The organism is Allobosea sp., from assembly GCF_017308075.1.
GTDB lineage: Bacteria > Pseudomonadota > Alphaproteobacteria > Rhizobiales > Beijerinckiaceae > Allobosea.
This window is the reverse complement of record NZ_JAFKFX010000041.1, coordinates 41,899-56,748: the sequence shown is the minus strand read 5'-3', so window position 1 is coordinate 56,748 and position 14,850 is coordinate 41,899. Positions and strand designations below refer to the sequence as shown.

The following is a 14,850-nucleotide window of genomic DNA, read 5'->3' as shown; positions in this document are numbered from 1 at the left end:
GTTCTTGACCCGCGGGGCCGGCTTTCTCGCGCTGTGGCTGGTCCTGATGGGCCCCGCCATGAAGGACCTCCCGGTCGGGGTCGTCGCAGCCGCGGCGGCAGCCTGGACGAGCACGGTTCTCTGGCCGGCGCGTGGCAGTCTATCCTTTCCCGGCGTGCTGCGCTTCCTCGTCCGCTTCCTGCCCCAATCGGTTGCGGCCGGCATCGATGTCGCGCACCGCGCCTTCGCACCCGTGCCCCCGCTGCAGCCGGGCTTCGTCACCTACCGGACCGCCCTGCCCGCCGGCATGGCGCGCCAGGCGTGCTGCGCCGTGATGAGCCTGCAACCCGGCAAGCTGCCGGTCGCGGCCGAGGCCGACGGCACGCTCCACATCCACTGCCTTGATCTGCGCGAGCCTGTGGCCGAACAGCTCGCCGCCGACGAAGCTGCCTTCTGCGAGACCTTGCAGGACGGAGGCCGCAATGGCTGAGTTCCTCACCGGGGCGGCGCTCTTCATCCTGGCCGTCACGGCGCTTGGCCTGTTCAGAGTGCTGCGCTCGGAACTCGCGGTCGAACGCATGATGGCGGTGCAATTGCTCGGAACCGGCGCCGCCGCTGCTTTGCTCCTGCTCGGCGCCGCCTCGAATACCCCGGCGATGACCGATGTCGCGCTGCTGCTGATGCTGCTTGCCGCCTTCTCCTGCGCCGCCTTCACCCTCGGCCAATCGGATGAGGCCGCCGACGCTGCCGCGCCGAAGGGCGACGAGCCATGAGCACGCTCGCCGATCTCTTTACCCTCGCCATGGTTGCCGGCGGCGCGCTGCTCTTCCTCGCCGGAACGCTCGGCCTGCTACGCTTTCCCGACACGCTGAGCCGGCTGCACGCGCTCAGCAAGGCCGATAATCTCGGCCTCGGCCTGATCGTGCTCGGGCTCTTGCCCCAGGTCGACAGCATCGCCGGCGGGCTGAAACTGGTCTGCGTCTGGCTGCTCGCCCAGCTTTCGGCAGCGACCGCGAGCCAGCTGATCGCCGGCGCCCTCCATCGCCGCAAGTCCGGCCGATGAACCTGCTCCTCGACCTCGCGCTCGTCGCCTGGCTCATCGTGCTGGCCATCCATGTCGCCCGCACCGGCGACGACCGCAATGCGATCATCGCCTTCATCGCCTTCGGGCTGCTGCTCGGCCTGGCCTGGACCCGCCTCGGGGCGATCGACGTCGCACTGACCGAGGCGGCGATCGGCGGCGGCATCACCGGCCTGCTGCTGCTGCGCGCCGAAGCGCATCTGCGCCGCGGCAGGCAGGCAGGCAGCGCCCCACGCAAAGCCAGCGGAGCCACGTCAATCGTCGCAGCGTTGGCCAGCGCCGCGATCGCCCTCGGCCTTGGCCTCGCCGTGCTCGCCTTTCCCTCGCCGGCACCGACACTGGCGCCGCCGGCGCTCGCGGCGATCGACGCGACCGGGCTCGGCAACCCGGTGACGGCGGTGCTGCTCGCCTACCGGGCACTGGACACGCTGCTCGAAAAGGTCGTCGTCCTGCTCGCCTTGCTCGGCGTCTGGGCGCTCACCCCCGATCATCTCTGGGGCGGCGCGCCGGCGCTGAAGGAAGCGAACCCGCCGCAGCCGCTGCTCTATCTCGCCCGCACCCTGCCGCCCTTCGGGGTGCTGATCGCGGTCTACATGGTCTGGGTCGGCGCCGACGCGCCGGGCGGCACCTTCCAGGCCGGCAGCATCTTGGCGGCGATGTGGCTGCTCGTCATGCTGGCCGGGCTCAGACCGGCGCCCGAAACGCGCAGCAGATTGCTGCGGCTCCTCCTTGTCGGCGGACCGGCCCTGTTCTTCGCCATCGGCTTCCTCGGCTTTGCCGTCGCGGGCGGCTTCCTCGCCTATCCCGAGCCCCTGGCCAAGGCGCTGATCGTCGGCATCGAAGCCGCCCTGACGGTCGCGATCGCTTTGGCGCTCGGCCTGCTCGTTGCCGGGCCGTCCAGCAAGGCGCCGGCACCGTGAGCTCCGCCATCTCCGACACCGCCACCCTGTTCGGCCTGTGCGGCGCGGCGCTCGCCGGCATCGGCCTGTTCGTCGTGATCGCCCATCCCGGCCTGCTGCGCCGGCTGGTCGGCTTCAACATCCTCGGCGCCGGCATCTTCATGGTCTTCGGGGCGGTGGCACGCCGCGGCGCCGCGGCCGGCCTGCCGGGCGACCCCGTCCCGCAGGCCATGGTGATCACCGGCATCGTCGTCGCCTTCTCGGCGAGCGCGCTCGCCGTGGCGCTGCTGCGGCGTCTGTTCGATCTGACCGGCCGCGAAAGCCTGGAGCCGCCGGCGGCCGGCGAAACACCGCGAGCCGAGTCATGACGCCGCTCGCCCTCGCCCCTGTCCATGTCGCGACCCCGGGCGGCTATCTGCTCGTGCTGGCGCTGACCTTGCCGGTCATCGGCGTGCTGGCGATCCTGGCGTTCGCGCCGCGCCGCGCGAGGCAGGTTGCCCTCGCCAGCATGGCCGCGGGCCTTGCCGTCGCTATCGCGATCCTCGCCGAACTCCTGCGCACCGGCGATGCGCTGACCTATGTCGTCGGCGGCTGGCAGCCCCCGCTCGGCATCGCCCTGCGCGCCGACGGGCTTTCCGCCGCGCTGATCGCGATGACCGCGCTGGTGATCTCGGCAACCGGCCTGTTCGCGCGAGGTATGCAGGATCTTTCGCCCGAGACCCGCGATGGCCGGGCGGCGACGACCTTCTGGGCCCTGCTGCTCGCGACCTGGAGCGCGCTGAACACCGTCTTCCTCGGCGAGGACCTGTTCAACCTCTATGTCGCGCTGGAGCTGCTGACCTTCGCCGCCGTGCCGCTGGTCTGCCTCGATGGCCGGGCCGAGACCATGGCGGCGGCGCTGCGCTATCTGATGTTCGCGCTGCTCGGATCGCTGCTCTATCTGCTCGGCGTCGGCCTGATCTATGGCGCCTTCGGCACGCTCGACATCAGGATCCTGTCCGGGCTGGGCGATGGCGGCCCGGCCCTGTCGGTCGCGCTGGCGCTGATGATCGCCGGGCTGCTCGCCAAGGCGGCGCTGTTCCCGCTGCATCTGTGGCTGCCGCCCGCCCATGCGGGGGCTCCGGCGGCCGCGAGCGCCGTGCTCTCGGCGCTGGTGATCAAGGCGCCGGTCTTCCTGATCCTGCGTCTCGTGCTCGATGTCGCGCCGCCTGAGGCGGCCGCCTTCGCCGGACAGCTCCTCGCCGTGCTCGGAGCCTCCTCCATCCTGTTCTGCAGCGTCATGGCGCTCAGGCAGGCGCGGCTGAAGCTGATGATCGCCTATTCGACGGTGGCGCAGATCGGCTATCTGTTCATCGTCTTCCCGCTCGCCTCGGGCCCGGAAGGGACACCGCCCTGGGAGACCATCGCCTGGACCGGCGGCACGCTGCAGCTCGTCTCGCATGCGCTCGCCAAGGCCGCGATGTTCCTGGCGGCAGGCGTCGTCGCCGAGGCTTTCGGCCATGACCGCATCGCCGGTCTCGGCGGTTTCGGCCGCGCCCTGCCGCTCAGCGCCGCCGCCTTCGGCCTCGCCGGCCTCTCGCTGATGGGCATTCCGCCGAGCGGCGGCTTCATCGCCAAATGCCTGCTGCTGACCGCGGCCGTGATCAACGGCCATCCCTGGCTGGCCGCCACCATCCTGGCCGGCGGCCTGCTCGCCGGCGGCTATGTCTTCCGGGTGATCAACACCGCCCTCGCCAGCCCCGCCACGCCGCTCGCCGTGCAAAGGCCGATCCCGCGACGTCTCGAGATGACGGCGCTCGCCCTCGCCGTGGCGGCAGTCCTGCTCGGCTTCATCCCGCTCGAGCCCTTCGGTCTCCTGCAGATCGGCCGCTCCGGCCTTGCGACGGCGGTGGCGCCATGACCGCCTCCGGCTCGCTCCTCGCCGCGACCATCCTGCTGCCGCTGGCCATAGCGGCCCTTTGCTTGTCCAGCCGTTTCCGGGCGCGGGCGCCGTCCCTGCTCGTCTTCGCACCGCTCCCCGCGCTGCTCGCCGCGCTTCTGGTGCCGGATGGGACCTCGGCCCTGTTCCCGCCGCCCTTGCGCCTGTCGCTGATGCTCGACCGCCCTGGCGCCATCCTGCTCGGCGGCGCCGCCTTGCTGTGGAGCGCCGCCGGCGCCTTCGCCGCCTCCTATATGCGCAGCGATCCGGCCAGGGCCGGGTTCGCGGTCTGGTGGCTCTTGACCCTCGCCGGCAGCCTCGGCCTGTTCATCGTCCGCGACATCGCCAATTTCTACCTGCTCTTCACCCTGGCGAGCCTCGCTGCCTACGGGCTGATCGTCCATGAGCAGACCGCGCGGGCCCACCGGGCCGGAACCGTCTATGTCGTGCTGGCGCTGCTCGCCGAGGCCTTCCTGCTGCTCGCCTTCGTTATGCTCGCCGCCGGCCATCCCGACCCCAACCCGGCGATCCGGGACGTGGTCGCAACCTTGCCCGCCGCGCCGCTGCGCGATGCGATCGTCACCCTGCTGGTGCTCGGCTTCGCCCTGAAGCTCGGCCTCGTCCCGCTGCATGTCTGGCTGCCGCTCGCCCATCCGGCGGCGCCGATGCCGGCTTCGGCGGTGCTCAGCGGCGTCGTGGTCAAGGCCGGCGCGATCGGGCTGATCCGCTTCCTGCCCTTCGAGGCCGGCCTGCCCTTCTGGGGCACGCTGCTGATCGGCGCCGGCTTCGTCACCGCCTATTACGCGGCGATCGTCGGCGTCACCCAGACCCGCGCCAAGACCATCCTGGCCTACTCCACGGTCAGCCAGATGGGCCTGCTCGCCGTACTGCTCGGCACCGGGCTGGAGAACGCCGACCCGGGCGCGACCAGCCTCGTCGCCTATTACGCCGTTCATCACACGCTGGTGAAGGGCGCGCTCTTCCTCGCGGTCGGTGTCCTCGCCGCGACCGGCGGGCAGCGGCTGAGGCCGATGCTCCTGCTGACCGCCGTCCTCGCGCTCAGCCTCGGCGGCATGCCGCTGACCAGTGGCGCGCTGGCCAAGCTCGCTAGCAAGCCGATGCTCGGATACGGGCTCGTCAGCCACGCCATGGCGCTGGCCGGCGCCGGCAGCACGATGCTGATGCTGCATTTCACCCTGATTGTCGCCCGCGATGTCAGGGACAATCCCGCCTCCATCGCACCGGCTGGACAGCTCGTCCCCTGGCTCGCGGTCGCCGCCGCCTCGCTGATCCTGCCCTGGTCGCTCTACCCGGCGATTTCCGGAGAGCCGCTGGCGAGCCTGATCCAGCCCGACGCGCTCTGGAAGCTGCTCTGGCCGATGCTGCTCGGCACCCTCGCCTTGCTGCTGGTCAGGCGCTTTGAGCGCCTGCAGGGAGCCATCCCGGAAGGCGATATCGTCGTCCTCGCCGAAGCGGGGACGCCCGCCATTGCCCGTCTTGCCGCTTTCGTCGAGCGGGCCGATGCTCATCTGCGCCGCTGGCCGGTGGCCGGGCTGTTGTTGCTGGCGCTCGCCATCCTCATCGGCGGCGCCTTGATGCTCCAGGCCTGACGGACCGCGCAGAGCAAGTACAGAACTGGACCCGATTTGACCCCGATCGAGAGCACAGCCGTCGTCACCGCGATCACGATCGCCCTGTTCGCCTGGAACAGGCTGCCGGTGATTATCGTCGCCATCGGTGCCGCGCTGGCGCTCTGGGCGACCGGCGCGGTGACGCTCGAACAGGCGATGGCCGGCTTCGGCGATCGCGCCGTGCTCTTCATCGCCAGCCTGTTCATCGTCAGCGCCGCGTTGGAGAAGACCGGCGTCACCGCCTGGGCCGGGCAGCTCCTCATCGCCAAGGCCGGCGAGAACAAGCGTACTCGCCTGCTGATCATCATCATGGCGGCGGTCGGCTGTCTCAGCGCGCTGATCAGCGGCGGCGGGGCAGTCGCGGCTCTGATGCCGGTCGTGGTGATGGCGGCGATCCGCCTGCGCCAGTCGCCCTCGCAGCTCCTGATGCCGCTCGCCTTCGCCGCCCATGCCGGCTCGAACCTGCTGCTGACCGGCGCCCCGAAGAACATCCTCGTCTCGGAAGCGCTCGAGGATGCCGGCATGAAAGGCTTCGCCTTCGCCGAGTTCGCGCTGGTCGGCCTGCCGCTGCTCGCCGGCACGATGCTGATCATCCTCCTGCTCGGAAAATACCTGCTGCCGGCCCAGAGCAGCGCCCGGCTGCCCGCCGATTTCAGCCGTCACGCCCAGACACTGGTCGAGCATTACGGGCTCAGCGACGGCGTCTTCCGCCTGCGCGTGCGCGCGACCTCGCTCTATCACGGCAAGGCGCCCACCGAGCTCGATCTCACCGGCGATCCGCGTCTCCAGCTGATCGCCGTCCAGGAAGGCGCCACCGGCAAGCCCTTGCGCGCACCCACCATTTCCGTCGGCGACTATCTCCTGGTGAAGGGCGAGGCCGAGGCGATCGCCAATCTCGCCGCCGAGAAGCATCTCGCCCTGCGCGAGGAGGGGGCCGAGGACGAAACCGGGCCGAGCCTGTTCAACCGCCGCTCCGGCCTCGCCGAGGTCGTCATCCCGCCGCGCTCCGCCCTGATCGGCCGGCCGATGTTCCCGGGCATGATCACCGATAGCGGCGACCTCGTGGTGCTGGCGGTGCAGCGCGGCGGTGTCGATCTCGAAACGGGAGACGTGCTGCAGGCCGGCGACACCATCCTGCTGGAAGGCAGCTGGAAGGCGCTCGACCTGCATCTCGAAGATCCCGACGTGCTCGTCGTCAACTCGCCCGACCTCGTCCGACGCCAGGCCGTACCGATGGGCGCCGGCGCCGGCGTCGCCGTCACGGTGCTGGCCGGCCTCGTCGTCATGCTCGCCACCGGCATCGTGCCGCCCGCCGTGGCGGGGCTGGTCAGCGCCGGCCTGCTGATCCTCGCTGGCACGATCACGGTCGAGCAGTCCTATCGTGCCATCAACTGGACGACCGTGATCCTGGTCGGGGCGATGATGCCGCTCTCGACCGCCATGGTGCAGTCCGGCGCGGCACAACTCGTCGCCGACCATCTCGTCGCGCTGACCGGCGGCGCCGGCCCGGCCGTTTTCCTCGCCGGGCTCTTCGTGCTGACCGCCAGCCTCGGCCAGATCATGAGCAATACCGCGACGACAATGCTGGTCATCCCGATCGCCATGGCGGCGGCATCCGGCATGGGCGTCTCGCCGCGCCCGATCCTGATGAGCCTGTGCGTCGCCGGCGCGGCCTCCTTCCTGACGCCGATCGCGACCTCGACCAACATGATGGTGATGGGCCCAGGCGGCTACAGCTTCAACAGCTACTGGAAGCTCGGCACGCCGCTGATGATCTGGTTCTTCGTCATCGCGGTCTTCTACGTCCCGCTGGTCTGGCGCTTCTGAAGGCTGCAGCAGGTTCCAATCAGCTGGCACCGTCCTTCCGGCTGGAGCGAAGCGGAACACCGGAATCCATCGTGGGGATCGATGATCTACGATGGTTTCCGGAGCCGGGCGCGCTTCGCGGCTTGTCCGGAACGACGAGCAAACCCGAGCGAAACTGGCTCTAGTTCTTCGCCGGCACCGCCGTGGCTGCGGAAGAGCCCGCCCGCAGCTTTTCGTCGACCCTGTCGATCAGATAGGGGAAGAACGGATTGGACGACATCCGCAGCAGCGAATCCAGGTTGACGATCAGCGTGCCGCGCTCGCCACGCGCCGCGACCGCGCCGAGCTTGATGCCGAAATCCTCCGTCGGATCGGGCTTCAGCCCATAGAGCGAGTCGGTGACCGGGAACGGCAGCGCGACATGGGACAGCGAGAACACGTCGAAGGGATAGGACAGGCCGAGATCGCGCACGGTCTCGGTCGAGGCGCCGGCTTCCGTCACGCGCTCGACGACATCACTGGAAGCCTCGTTGGCATTGGTGATCACCGTGAGCCGGAAGTTCCGCGGCGAGGCCGGCAGGATTCGGGTCAGCAGCGTGTCCGAAGTGGTGCTCAAGAGCGGCCCGAACTTGGCCGAGCGGTTGAGGTCGAACAGCACGAGCTCGCTGCCATTGGCCGGGAGATGCGCATAGAGCGAGGTGATGATCGCCCGCGTGCTCACGGTGAAGTCCATGACCGACTGGAAGGTCAGCGTCGGCGCGAGCTCCGTCAACCGCCCTTCGCGCGCCAGCCGGACGATCTTCTGCTGCAACGCCTGGGTCAGGAGATGCGACTGCCGTGCCCCGTTGACCGGGAAGGAGTTGTATTTGAACGGGTTGAACTCCGGCAGCACGCCGAGCCAGGCCGCCTTGGCGAAGGCCGGAAGGATCGCCGGCAGGCCCGCCAGCCCGGCGAAGCGCGCAAAGGCGGTGATCCCGACCATCGGCGAGATCAGCACGAGCCGCTCCGGCCGCGCCAGCTCCTTGTTCTCGAGCGCTTCCAGCGCGTACATCAGGGCGAGCGCCCCGCCATTGGAGAAGCCGACCAGATGCAGCGGCGCGGCCGCATCGACGCGCTTGCGCGCCTCCCTGACGGCAAGGCGCGTCGCCGCCAGCCAGTCCTGCCATTCGACCTCGGTCAGCCCCGCCGGAACCGTGCCGTGCCCGGGCAACCGGATGGCGATGGCGACGAAGCCGCGCTCGCGATATTGCCGCGCGACATGGCGCAGGCTGTAGGGCGAATCCGTCAGCCCGTGCAGGAAGACGGCGACGCCGACCGGCTTGCCTTCCGGCTCCATCACATAGGAGCGGTTCCAGTCCTGCTTGAAATGGGCCGGGTGGATCGCGCTGCCGTCGAAATAGCGGTTGACCGGGACCCGCTCCTCCGGGTCGAGCTTCTGCGTGACTTCGGCCCGCACGCTGGCGAAGGCCTTGTCCTCGGCCTTGAGATAGTCGGCCCAGCCGGCGCGGTCGAGTTCCTTGATCGAGAGTTCCTCCGGCACGAAGGTGTGCCAGGGCTCCAGCGGCGCGCCCCTCTGGGTGTCGTAAATGCGCAGGCCCAACAGGGACAGCGCGACGATCACGAGAACGGCGCCCCCGCGCTTCAACGTCTTGCCGATGAAACTACGCATGCCCTGAACCTTCGAGACCTTGCCGCTGCCGACCGAGCGCTAGAGCATCGGGTCTGCCCGAAAAGTGGAATCCACTTTTCGGGCAGACCCGATGACTGAACAAAGGGATGGATCGCCAGCTCGCGTCCGGCAGAACGCTCGGCGATCTGAGCTCAGGCCGCCGCCCGCCTGGTGGCGAGCGCGATCGCGATATAGGCCCAGCCGGCAAAGAGAAGCGAGACGCCGACCAGCGTGCCGGGCGTGTAGATGCCGCCGGCAGGGAGCCGCATCGCCAGGGCGACGCCGACGATGATGGTGACGATGCTCGACAGGAACATCCAGACGACGCCGCTCTGCGCCCGCATCCTGACCGCGAGGCCGAGCTGGGCGATGCCCTCCGCCATCAGCACCAGCGCAATCACCAGAGTGATGGCGATCGCCCCCTTCATCGGGTTGAAATAGACCAGAAGTCCGCCGAGGAGTTCGACCAGCCCGATCAGCAGCTGCCAGAGAAAACCGCCCCATTCCTTGATGGAGAAGGCATGGAACAGCTTCAGCGCCCCGACGATGGCGAGCAGCAGGCCGAGGAACAGGGTCACGGCCATGGTCGACAGCGCCGGGCTCGCGATCGCGGCGATCCCGGCGACGATGAGGACGATGCCCAGCGCGATCAGCTTGCCCGAAACCAGTCGGGCGAGGCTGTGGCTGGAATTGTTGCTTGAATGCTGCGCCATGATTTGCACCATCTATCCTGCCGGGCCGGTACCACCGCGCCGCGGATCCAACGATACCGGTAGCAGCGACCGACCACGCATGCGACCCATCGCTGATTATGCCTGCCCTGTCCAAAAGGCGGATCAGCAGGGAATCCCAAAGCTAGTCACCAAGTCCCGATTTGCGGGCGAGCCATCACGGTCATGGGCTCTCGGTTGGCATATCCGCTGGCGCGACGAAGATCGACCTGCCGCTGCGCTTCGAGACGTTGGCCAGCGGCGCTATCCTTGGCGTGTCGGCCCGTTCGACCGCCTTTCCACGCAAGCGCGAGCACGCGGCGCCTTGGTGCGTATCGCCCGGCTTCGGCGCGGACACGCCGTCAGCAGGCGCGCTCCCGCGCAATGTTGGCAAAAGGATCACCATATGGTCATCATCCCGGATTGGCGGCCGAAGCGCCTCCATGGGAACGACCCGATCAAGAGGTTCGCCCAGCCAGTGCCATATCAGGGGAGTGAGGAATGACCACGGTTGCGCTCTTCGGCGCCGGCGGGAAGATGGGGATGCGCCTCGGCCGCAACCTCGCCGGCTCACGCTTCCAGACCCGCCATGTCGAGGTCAGCCCCGCCGGGCAGCAGCGCGTGAAGGACGCCCATGGCGTCGACTGCGTGCCGGCCGAGGAGGCGATCGCCGGCGCCGAGGTGGTGATCCTGGCGGTTCCGGACACCCATGTCGGCGCAGTCGCCAAGGATCTGCTGCCGAAGCTCGCCGCGGGCAGCATCGTCGTGATTCTCGACGCCGCCGCGCCGCATGCCGGACATCTGCCCGAACGGGCCGACATCACCTATTTCATCACCCATCCCTGCCATCCGCCGATCTTCAACGACGAGACCGACCCGGCGGCCAAGGCCGATCATTTCGGCGGCATCGCCGCCAAGCAGCACATCGTCAACGCGCTGATGCAGGGGCCGGAGGAGCATTATGCCCTCGGCGAGGAGGTGGCCCGCACGATCTGGGCGCCGGTGATGCGCTCGCACCGGGTCACGGTCGAGCAGATCGCGATCCTCGAGCCCGGCCTGTCGGAAACGGTCTGCGCCACGCTGCTCGACGCCATGCGCGAGGCGATGGAGGAGGCGATCGCGCGCGGCGTGCCGCGCGAGGCGGCCCGCGACTTCCTGCTCGGCCACATGAACATCCTCGCCGCCGTGACCTTCGGCGAGGTTCAGGGCGTGTTCTCCGACGCCTGCAACAAGGCGATCGTCTTCGGCAAGGACACCATCCTGAAGCCGGACTGGAAGCGCCTGTTCGAACCGGAGGAGATCCGCGCAAGCGTGCGCCGGATCACCTGAACGTCACGCACCGATCGCAGCCGCCATAGCTGGCTGCAGTGCGGCGGAACGGGCCGGGCTCGGTCGCAGGTCAGGCGACCGCCATCGCCTCCGGCTTCAATTCCTCGACCGAGGGAATCCGCCCCTCATACCAATAGGCGGCCGCGGCGCGCGACATCGCCGCCCCGTCATGGCCGATGCCCGGCACGGTAAGCAGCGACCAGTTGCAGGTCAGGCCGAGCCGGGCGGCTTCCTTGCTGGCGAAGTCGAGCATGAAATGGGCGCGGGCATAGCGCATCGGCCCCTGGGCCAGCGCCTCGGACTGGGAAGGCAGGCTGGGATCGCCCGTCACGATGTCCTGATCGCCGGCGAAGATCACCATCGGCAGGGCGAGCCAGCGCGCCAGCTCCGCCTCACCGAAGCCGAGCCCGCCTAATCCTTCCGGAAAGCGCCGCTCCAGCGTCGGCAGCGTGTACCAGCCGGAATTGGCGGCGAAGACGACCGAGAACGGCGTTTCGGCCTGCGTCGCCAGCAGGCGGTGGGCGAACTGGCCACCGGCGGAATGGCCGAACAGCCTCACCTTGTCGCGCCGGGTGACGCCGGCCTGGCGCAGGGCCGCCAGAACGCGCCCGGGCACCGCATAGAGCCAGTCGTCCTGCGCGGCGACCACGCCGTCCTCGCCGACGACGAGGCCGTTATTATAGCTCTCGGGCTGCGGGAAATGCGCATTGCCGAAGGTCGGAGCGACGATCAGCAGATTATGCTTCTCGGCTGCCTCGATCCAGAAATCGCGATACTCGTCGCCATTGCGCAGCATGCCGTGCTGGACGAAGACGACCTCGTCATCCGGGCCGTGCGCGGCCGGGCGATAGAGATTGACCTCCAGCGGCCGCTGCGGATGGCGCGCATCGGTGAATGGCAGGGTGCTGCGCCCCTGCGGCGGATCGAGCGTGAGCGTAGTCATGCGGCCTTCGGTGTCGTGTGCAGGTGGCAGGCGGCGCTGCGACCTGGGGCAATCTCGGCGAGTTCCGGACGGACCTCGCGGCAGACCGCCATGGCGTGCTCGCAGCGCGGGTGGAAGGGACAGCCCGAGGGCGGCGAAAGCGGCGAGGGCAGTTCGCCCTTCAGCGGCTGGAAGCTGCTCTTGCGGCGTTCTGCGGAGGGAATCGCCTTGATCAGCGCCGCGCTGTAGGGGTGCGCCGGCTCGGCGAAAATCGCGGTCGCGCTGCCGATCTCGACGATGCGGCCGAGATACATGATCGCGACCCGGTCGCTGATATGGCGGACCAGGCCGAGATCATGGCTGACGAAGAGATAGGTCAGCCCGTGCCGCTCGCGCACATCCATGAACAGGTTGATCACCTGCGCCTGGATCGAGACGTCGAGCGCCGAGACCGGCTCGTCGCAGACCAGGAATTCGGGCTTCACCGCGAGCGCCCGGGCGATGCCGATACGCTGGCGCTGGCCGCCGGAGAACTGGTGCGGATAGCGTTCGCGATAGGCGAGATCGAGCCCGACCTCGCTGAGCGCCCGGTTTACCGCGCCGTCGAGCTCGGCCTTCGGCACGAGCTTGTGGACCGAAAGCGCCTCGCCGACGATGCGGTTCACGCGCATGCGCGGGTCGAGTGAGGCATAAGGGTCCTGGAAGATCATCTGCACCTTGAGCAGATAATCGAGCCGGTCCTTGCCCTTCAGCACCGCGGCCGAGCGGCCCTTGTAGAAAACCTCGCCTTCGGTCGGCGGCAGGATGCCGGTGGCGATGCGCGCCAGGGTCGACTTTCCGCAACCGGATTCGCCGACGAGGCCGAGCACCTCGCCCTTCCTGACGCTGAGATCGACACCGTCGACCGCCTTCAGGGTCGAGGGCGGCGCATGCCGGCCGATCGCCGTCAGGATGCGCTCGGCGATGTTGGCCTTGCCGCGGAAATACTTGCGGACGCCGCGCAGCTCGAAAAGGGTCTCGCTCATGCCGCTACCCGGTCAGGTACGGGGTTGTGGCAGCGCAGCGTGCGGCCGTCATGGGCCTGTGGCTGCGGATCGCTTTCGGCGCAGACGGGCAAAGCCCGCTCGCAGCGCGGCCGGAACGGACAGCCGGAGGGGCGCGAGTCGATGCGCGGCGCCATGCCGTCGATCTGGTGCAGACGCTCGCCGGGCTCGACCATCGCAGCCGAGGAGTTAAGCAGGCCGAGCGTGTAGGGGTGGCGCGGCCGGTCGAGCACGGTCTCGACATCGCCGATCTCGACGATGCGGCCAGCATACATCACCGCCACGCGGTCGGCGAGCTCGGCGACGACGGCGAGGTCGTGGGTGATCCAGATCACGGCGGCGCCGCTTTCGCGCGAGAGCTTCTGCACCTCGTAGAGGATCTGCGCCTGGATGGTGACGTCGAGCGCGGTGGTCGGCTCGTCGGCGATGATCAGATCGGGGTCGTTCAGCAGCGCGGTCGCGATCGCGACGCGTTGGCGCATGCCGCCGGAGAATTCGTGCGGATACTGCTTGAGACGGGCCTCGGGCGACGAGATGCCGACCCGCGCCAGCGCCTTGGCCGCCTTGGCGAGCGCTTCCTCACGACTGCAGGCGCGGTGTTCGAGGATCGCCTCCGCCATCTGCTCGCCGATGCTGAGCACCGGGTTCAGGGTCATCAGCGGGTCCTGGAAGATCATCGCGATCCGGTCGCCGCGGAGTTGGCGCAGCTGCTCCTGGGAGGCGGCGCGCAGATCGGTGCCGTCGAACATGACCTCGCCGGCGACGACCTCGCCCGGCGGGTCGATCAGCTGCACCAGCGAGAAGCCGGTCACCGACTTGCCCGAGCCGGATTCGCCGACGAGGCCGAGCACCTCGCCCTTGGCGACGCTGAAATCGACGCCGTCGACCGCCGGCCAGGCGCCGTCCTGCGCATGGAACACGGTCTTGAGACCGCGCACGGAAAGGAGGGGAGCGTCGGTCATGCGCGCACGTTGAAGCTGCGGCGCAGACGATCGCCGACGAGATTGAGGGACATGATCAAAAGCACCAGCGCGATGCCGGGGAAAACGGCGATCCAGTACTCGCCGGAGAGCAGGAACTCGAAGCCGTTGGCGATCAGCAGGCCGAGCGAGGGCTGCGTCACCGGTACGCCGACGCCGAGGAATGAAAGCGTCGCCTCCAGCGTGATCGCCGAGGCGATGCTGATCGAGGCGACGACCAGCACCGAGCCGACCGAGTTCGGCAAGAGATGGGCCAGCATGATGTGGCGGGTCGGCAGGCCGAAATTCACCGCCGCCTCGATATATTCCTTGCGGCGCTCGACCATGGCCGCAGCCCGCATCAGCCGGGCATATTGCGCCCATTGCACCAGCACGATGGCGAGGATGACCTTGTCGACGCCGCGGCCGATCGAGGCCAGCAGCACGAGCGCGACCAGGATCGAGGGGAAGCCGAGCATGAAGTCGACGATGCGCATGATGAGGGCGTCGATGGTGCCGCCGAACTGCGCCGCGGCGAGCCCGGCCATGATGCCGATGGCGAGCGCGCCGATCGTCGAGGCGAGGCCGACGAGCAGGCTGGTGCGCAGCCCATAGAGGATGGCGCTCAGCATGTCGCGTCCCTGCGCGTCGCTGCCGAGCCAGAAGGTGAAGCCGCTCATGCCCTGCTCACCGGGCGCGAGCCTGTTGTCCATCACGCTGAGCGAGCCGAGATCATGCGGGTTCTGCGGCGCGATCACCGGTGCGAACAGGGCGAGCACCACCATGATGCCGAGCAGGATCATGGCGCCGCGGGTCGTCGGGCGGTTGCGCAGCCGGCGCAGCACCTTCTCGCGCAGGGGCGTGTCGGCCTTGGCCGGCCCGGCGAGGCGGGAAGCGTCCATGC

15 protein-coding genes are annotated in these 14,850 nt (G+C 69.0%); 9 read left to right on the top strand and 6 right to left on the bottom strand.

The window, feature by feature from the left end; translation table 11 throughout:
- Nucleotides 1-4 precede the first annotated feature (4 nt).
- From J0J10_RS21565 to J0J10_RS21530, 8 genes are read left to right on the top strand one after another with little or no spacing between them, the layout of a single operon-like run.
- A complete protein-coding gene (locus tag J0J10_RS21565; RefSeq protein ID WP_291649046.1) occupies nt 5-469 on the top strand; it encodes a Na+/H+ antiporter subunit E in 465 nt (154 codons plus the stop codon).
- The gene (locus J0J10_RS21560) at nt 462-752 is read left to right on the top strand and encodes a monovalent cation/H+ antiporter complex subunit F (protein ID WP_291649044.1); all 291 of its coding nucleotides are present in this window, start codon (nt 462-464) and stop codon (nt 750-752) included. The genes J0J10_RS21565 and J0J10_RS21560 overlap by 8 nt, the downstream gene beginning before the upstream one ends.
- Complete coding sequence (locus J0J10_RS21555; RefSeq protein WP_291649043.1) at nt 749-1,042, top strand: monovalent cation/H(+) antiporter subunit G; 294 nt, start codon at nt 749-751, stop codon at nt 1,040-1,042. Before J0J10_RS21560 ends, J0J10_RS21555 begins: the two co-directional genes overlap by 4 nt.
- A complete protein-coding gene (locus tag J0J10_RS21550; RefSeq protein WP_291649041.1) occupies nt 1,039-1,980 on the top strand; it encodes a hydrogenase subunit MbhD domain-containing protein in 942 nt (313 codons plus the stop codon). Before J0J10_RS21555 ends, J0J10_RS21550 begins: the two co-directional genes overlap by 4 nt.
- Complete coding sequence (locus tag J0J10_RS21545; protein ID WP_291649039.1) at nt 1,977-2,327, top strand: NADH-quinone oxidoreductase subunit K; 351 nt, start codon at nt 1,977-1,979, stop codon at nt 2,325-2,327. The genes J0J10_RS21550 and J0J10_RS21545 overlap by 4 nt, the downstream gene beginning before the upstream one ends.
- Nucleotides 2,324-3,859, top strand: coding sequence for a complex I subunit 5 family protein (locus tag J0J10_RS21540; RefSeq protein WP_291649037.1), 1,536 nt, complete (start codon nt 2,324-2,326; stop codon nt 3,857-3,859). The genes J0J10_RS21545 and J0J10_RS21540 overlap by 4 nt, the downstream gene beginning before the upstream one ends.
- Complete coding sequence (locus tag J0J10_RS21535; protein WP_291649036.1) at nt 3,856-5,487, top strand: complex I subunit 5 family protein; 1,632 nt, start codon at nt 3,856-3,858, stop codon at nt 5,485-5,487. The genes J0J10_RS21540 and J0J10_RS21535 overlap by 4 nt, the downstream gene beginning before the upstream one ends.
- A 36-nt stretch (nt 5,488-5,523) precedes the next feature.
- Nucleotides 5,524-7,335, top strand: a complete 1,812-nt coding sequence (locus tag J0J10_RS21530; protein ID WP_291649034.1) for an SLC13 family permease — start codon at nt 5,524-5,526, stop codon at nt 7,333-7,335.
- A gap of 160 nt (nt 7,336-7,495) precedes the next feature.
- Here J0J10_RS21530 and J0J10_RS21525 read toward each other — a convergent pair whose 3' ends face one another.
- Nucleotides 7,496-8,983: an alpha/beta hydrolase gene (locus J0J10_RS21525; protein WP_291649032.1), complete on the bottom strand. Its 1,488-nt coding sequence runs from the start codon at nt 8,981-8,983 to the stop codon at nt 7,496-7,498.
- A gap of 152 nt (nt 8,984-9,135) precedes the next feature.
- Nucleotides 9,136-9,696 carry an HdeD family acid-resistance protein gene (locus tag J0J10_RS21520; RefSeq protein ID WP_291638041.1) on the bottom strand — a complete coding sequence of 187 codons (561 nt, stop codon included), beginning with the start codon at nt 9,694-9,696 and terminating at the stop codon, nt 9,136-9,138.
- A 498-nt stretch (nt 9,697-10,194) separates the two neighbouring features.
- On the opposite strand from J0J10_RS21520, the gene J0J10_RS21515 reads away from it, so the two are divergent.
- The gene (locus J0J10_RS21515) at nt 10,195-11,022 is read left to right on the top strand and encodes a phosphogluconate dehydrogenase C-terminal domain-containing protein (RefSeq protein ID WP_291649030.1); all 828 of its coding nucleotides are present in this window, start codon (nt 10,195-10,197) and stop codon (nt 11,020-11,022) included.
- A gap of 70 nt (nt 11,023-11,092) precedes the next feature.
- Here J0J10_RS21515 and J0J10_RS21510 read toward each other — a convergent pair whose 3' ends face one another.
- From J0J10_RS21510 to J0J10_RS21495, 4 genes are read right to left on the bottom strand one after another with little or no spacing between them, the layout of a single operon-like run.
- Nucleotides 11,093-11,965, bottom strand: a complete 873-nt coding sequence (locus tag J0J10_RS21510; RefSeq protein WP_291649028.1) for an alpha/beta hydrolase family protein — start codon at nt 11,963-11,965, stop codon at nt 11,093-11,095.
- Nucleotides 11,962-12,969, bottom strand: coding sequence for an ABC transporter ATP-binding protein (locus J0J10_RS21505; protein WP_291649026.1), 1,008 nt, complete (start codon nt 12,967-12,969; stop codon nt 11,962-11,964). The genes J0J10_RS21510 and J0J10_RS21505 overlap by 4 nt, the downstream gene beginning before the upstream one ends.
- Nucleotides 12,966-13,949, bottom strand: coding sequence for an ABC transporter ATP-binding protein (locus J0J10_RS21500; RefSeq protein ID WP_291649024.1), 984 nt, complete (start codon nt 13,947-13,949; stop codon nt 12,966-12,968). Before J0J10_RS21500 ends, J0J10_RS21505 begins: the two co-directional genes overlap by 4 nt.
- A complete protein-coding gene (locus J0J10_RS21495) occupies nt 13,946-14,848 on the bottom strand; it encodes an ABC transporter permease (protein ID WP_465247236.1) in 903 nt (300 codons plus the stop codon). The genes J0J10_RS21500 and J0J10_RS21495 overlap by 4 nt, the downstream gene beginning before the upstream one ends.
- Nucleotides 14,849-14,850: the final 2 nt, after the last annotated feature.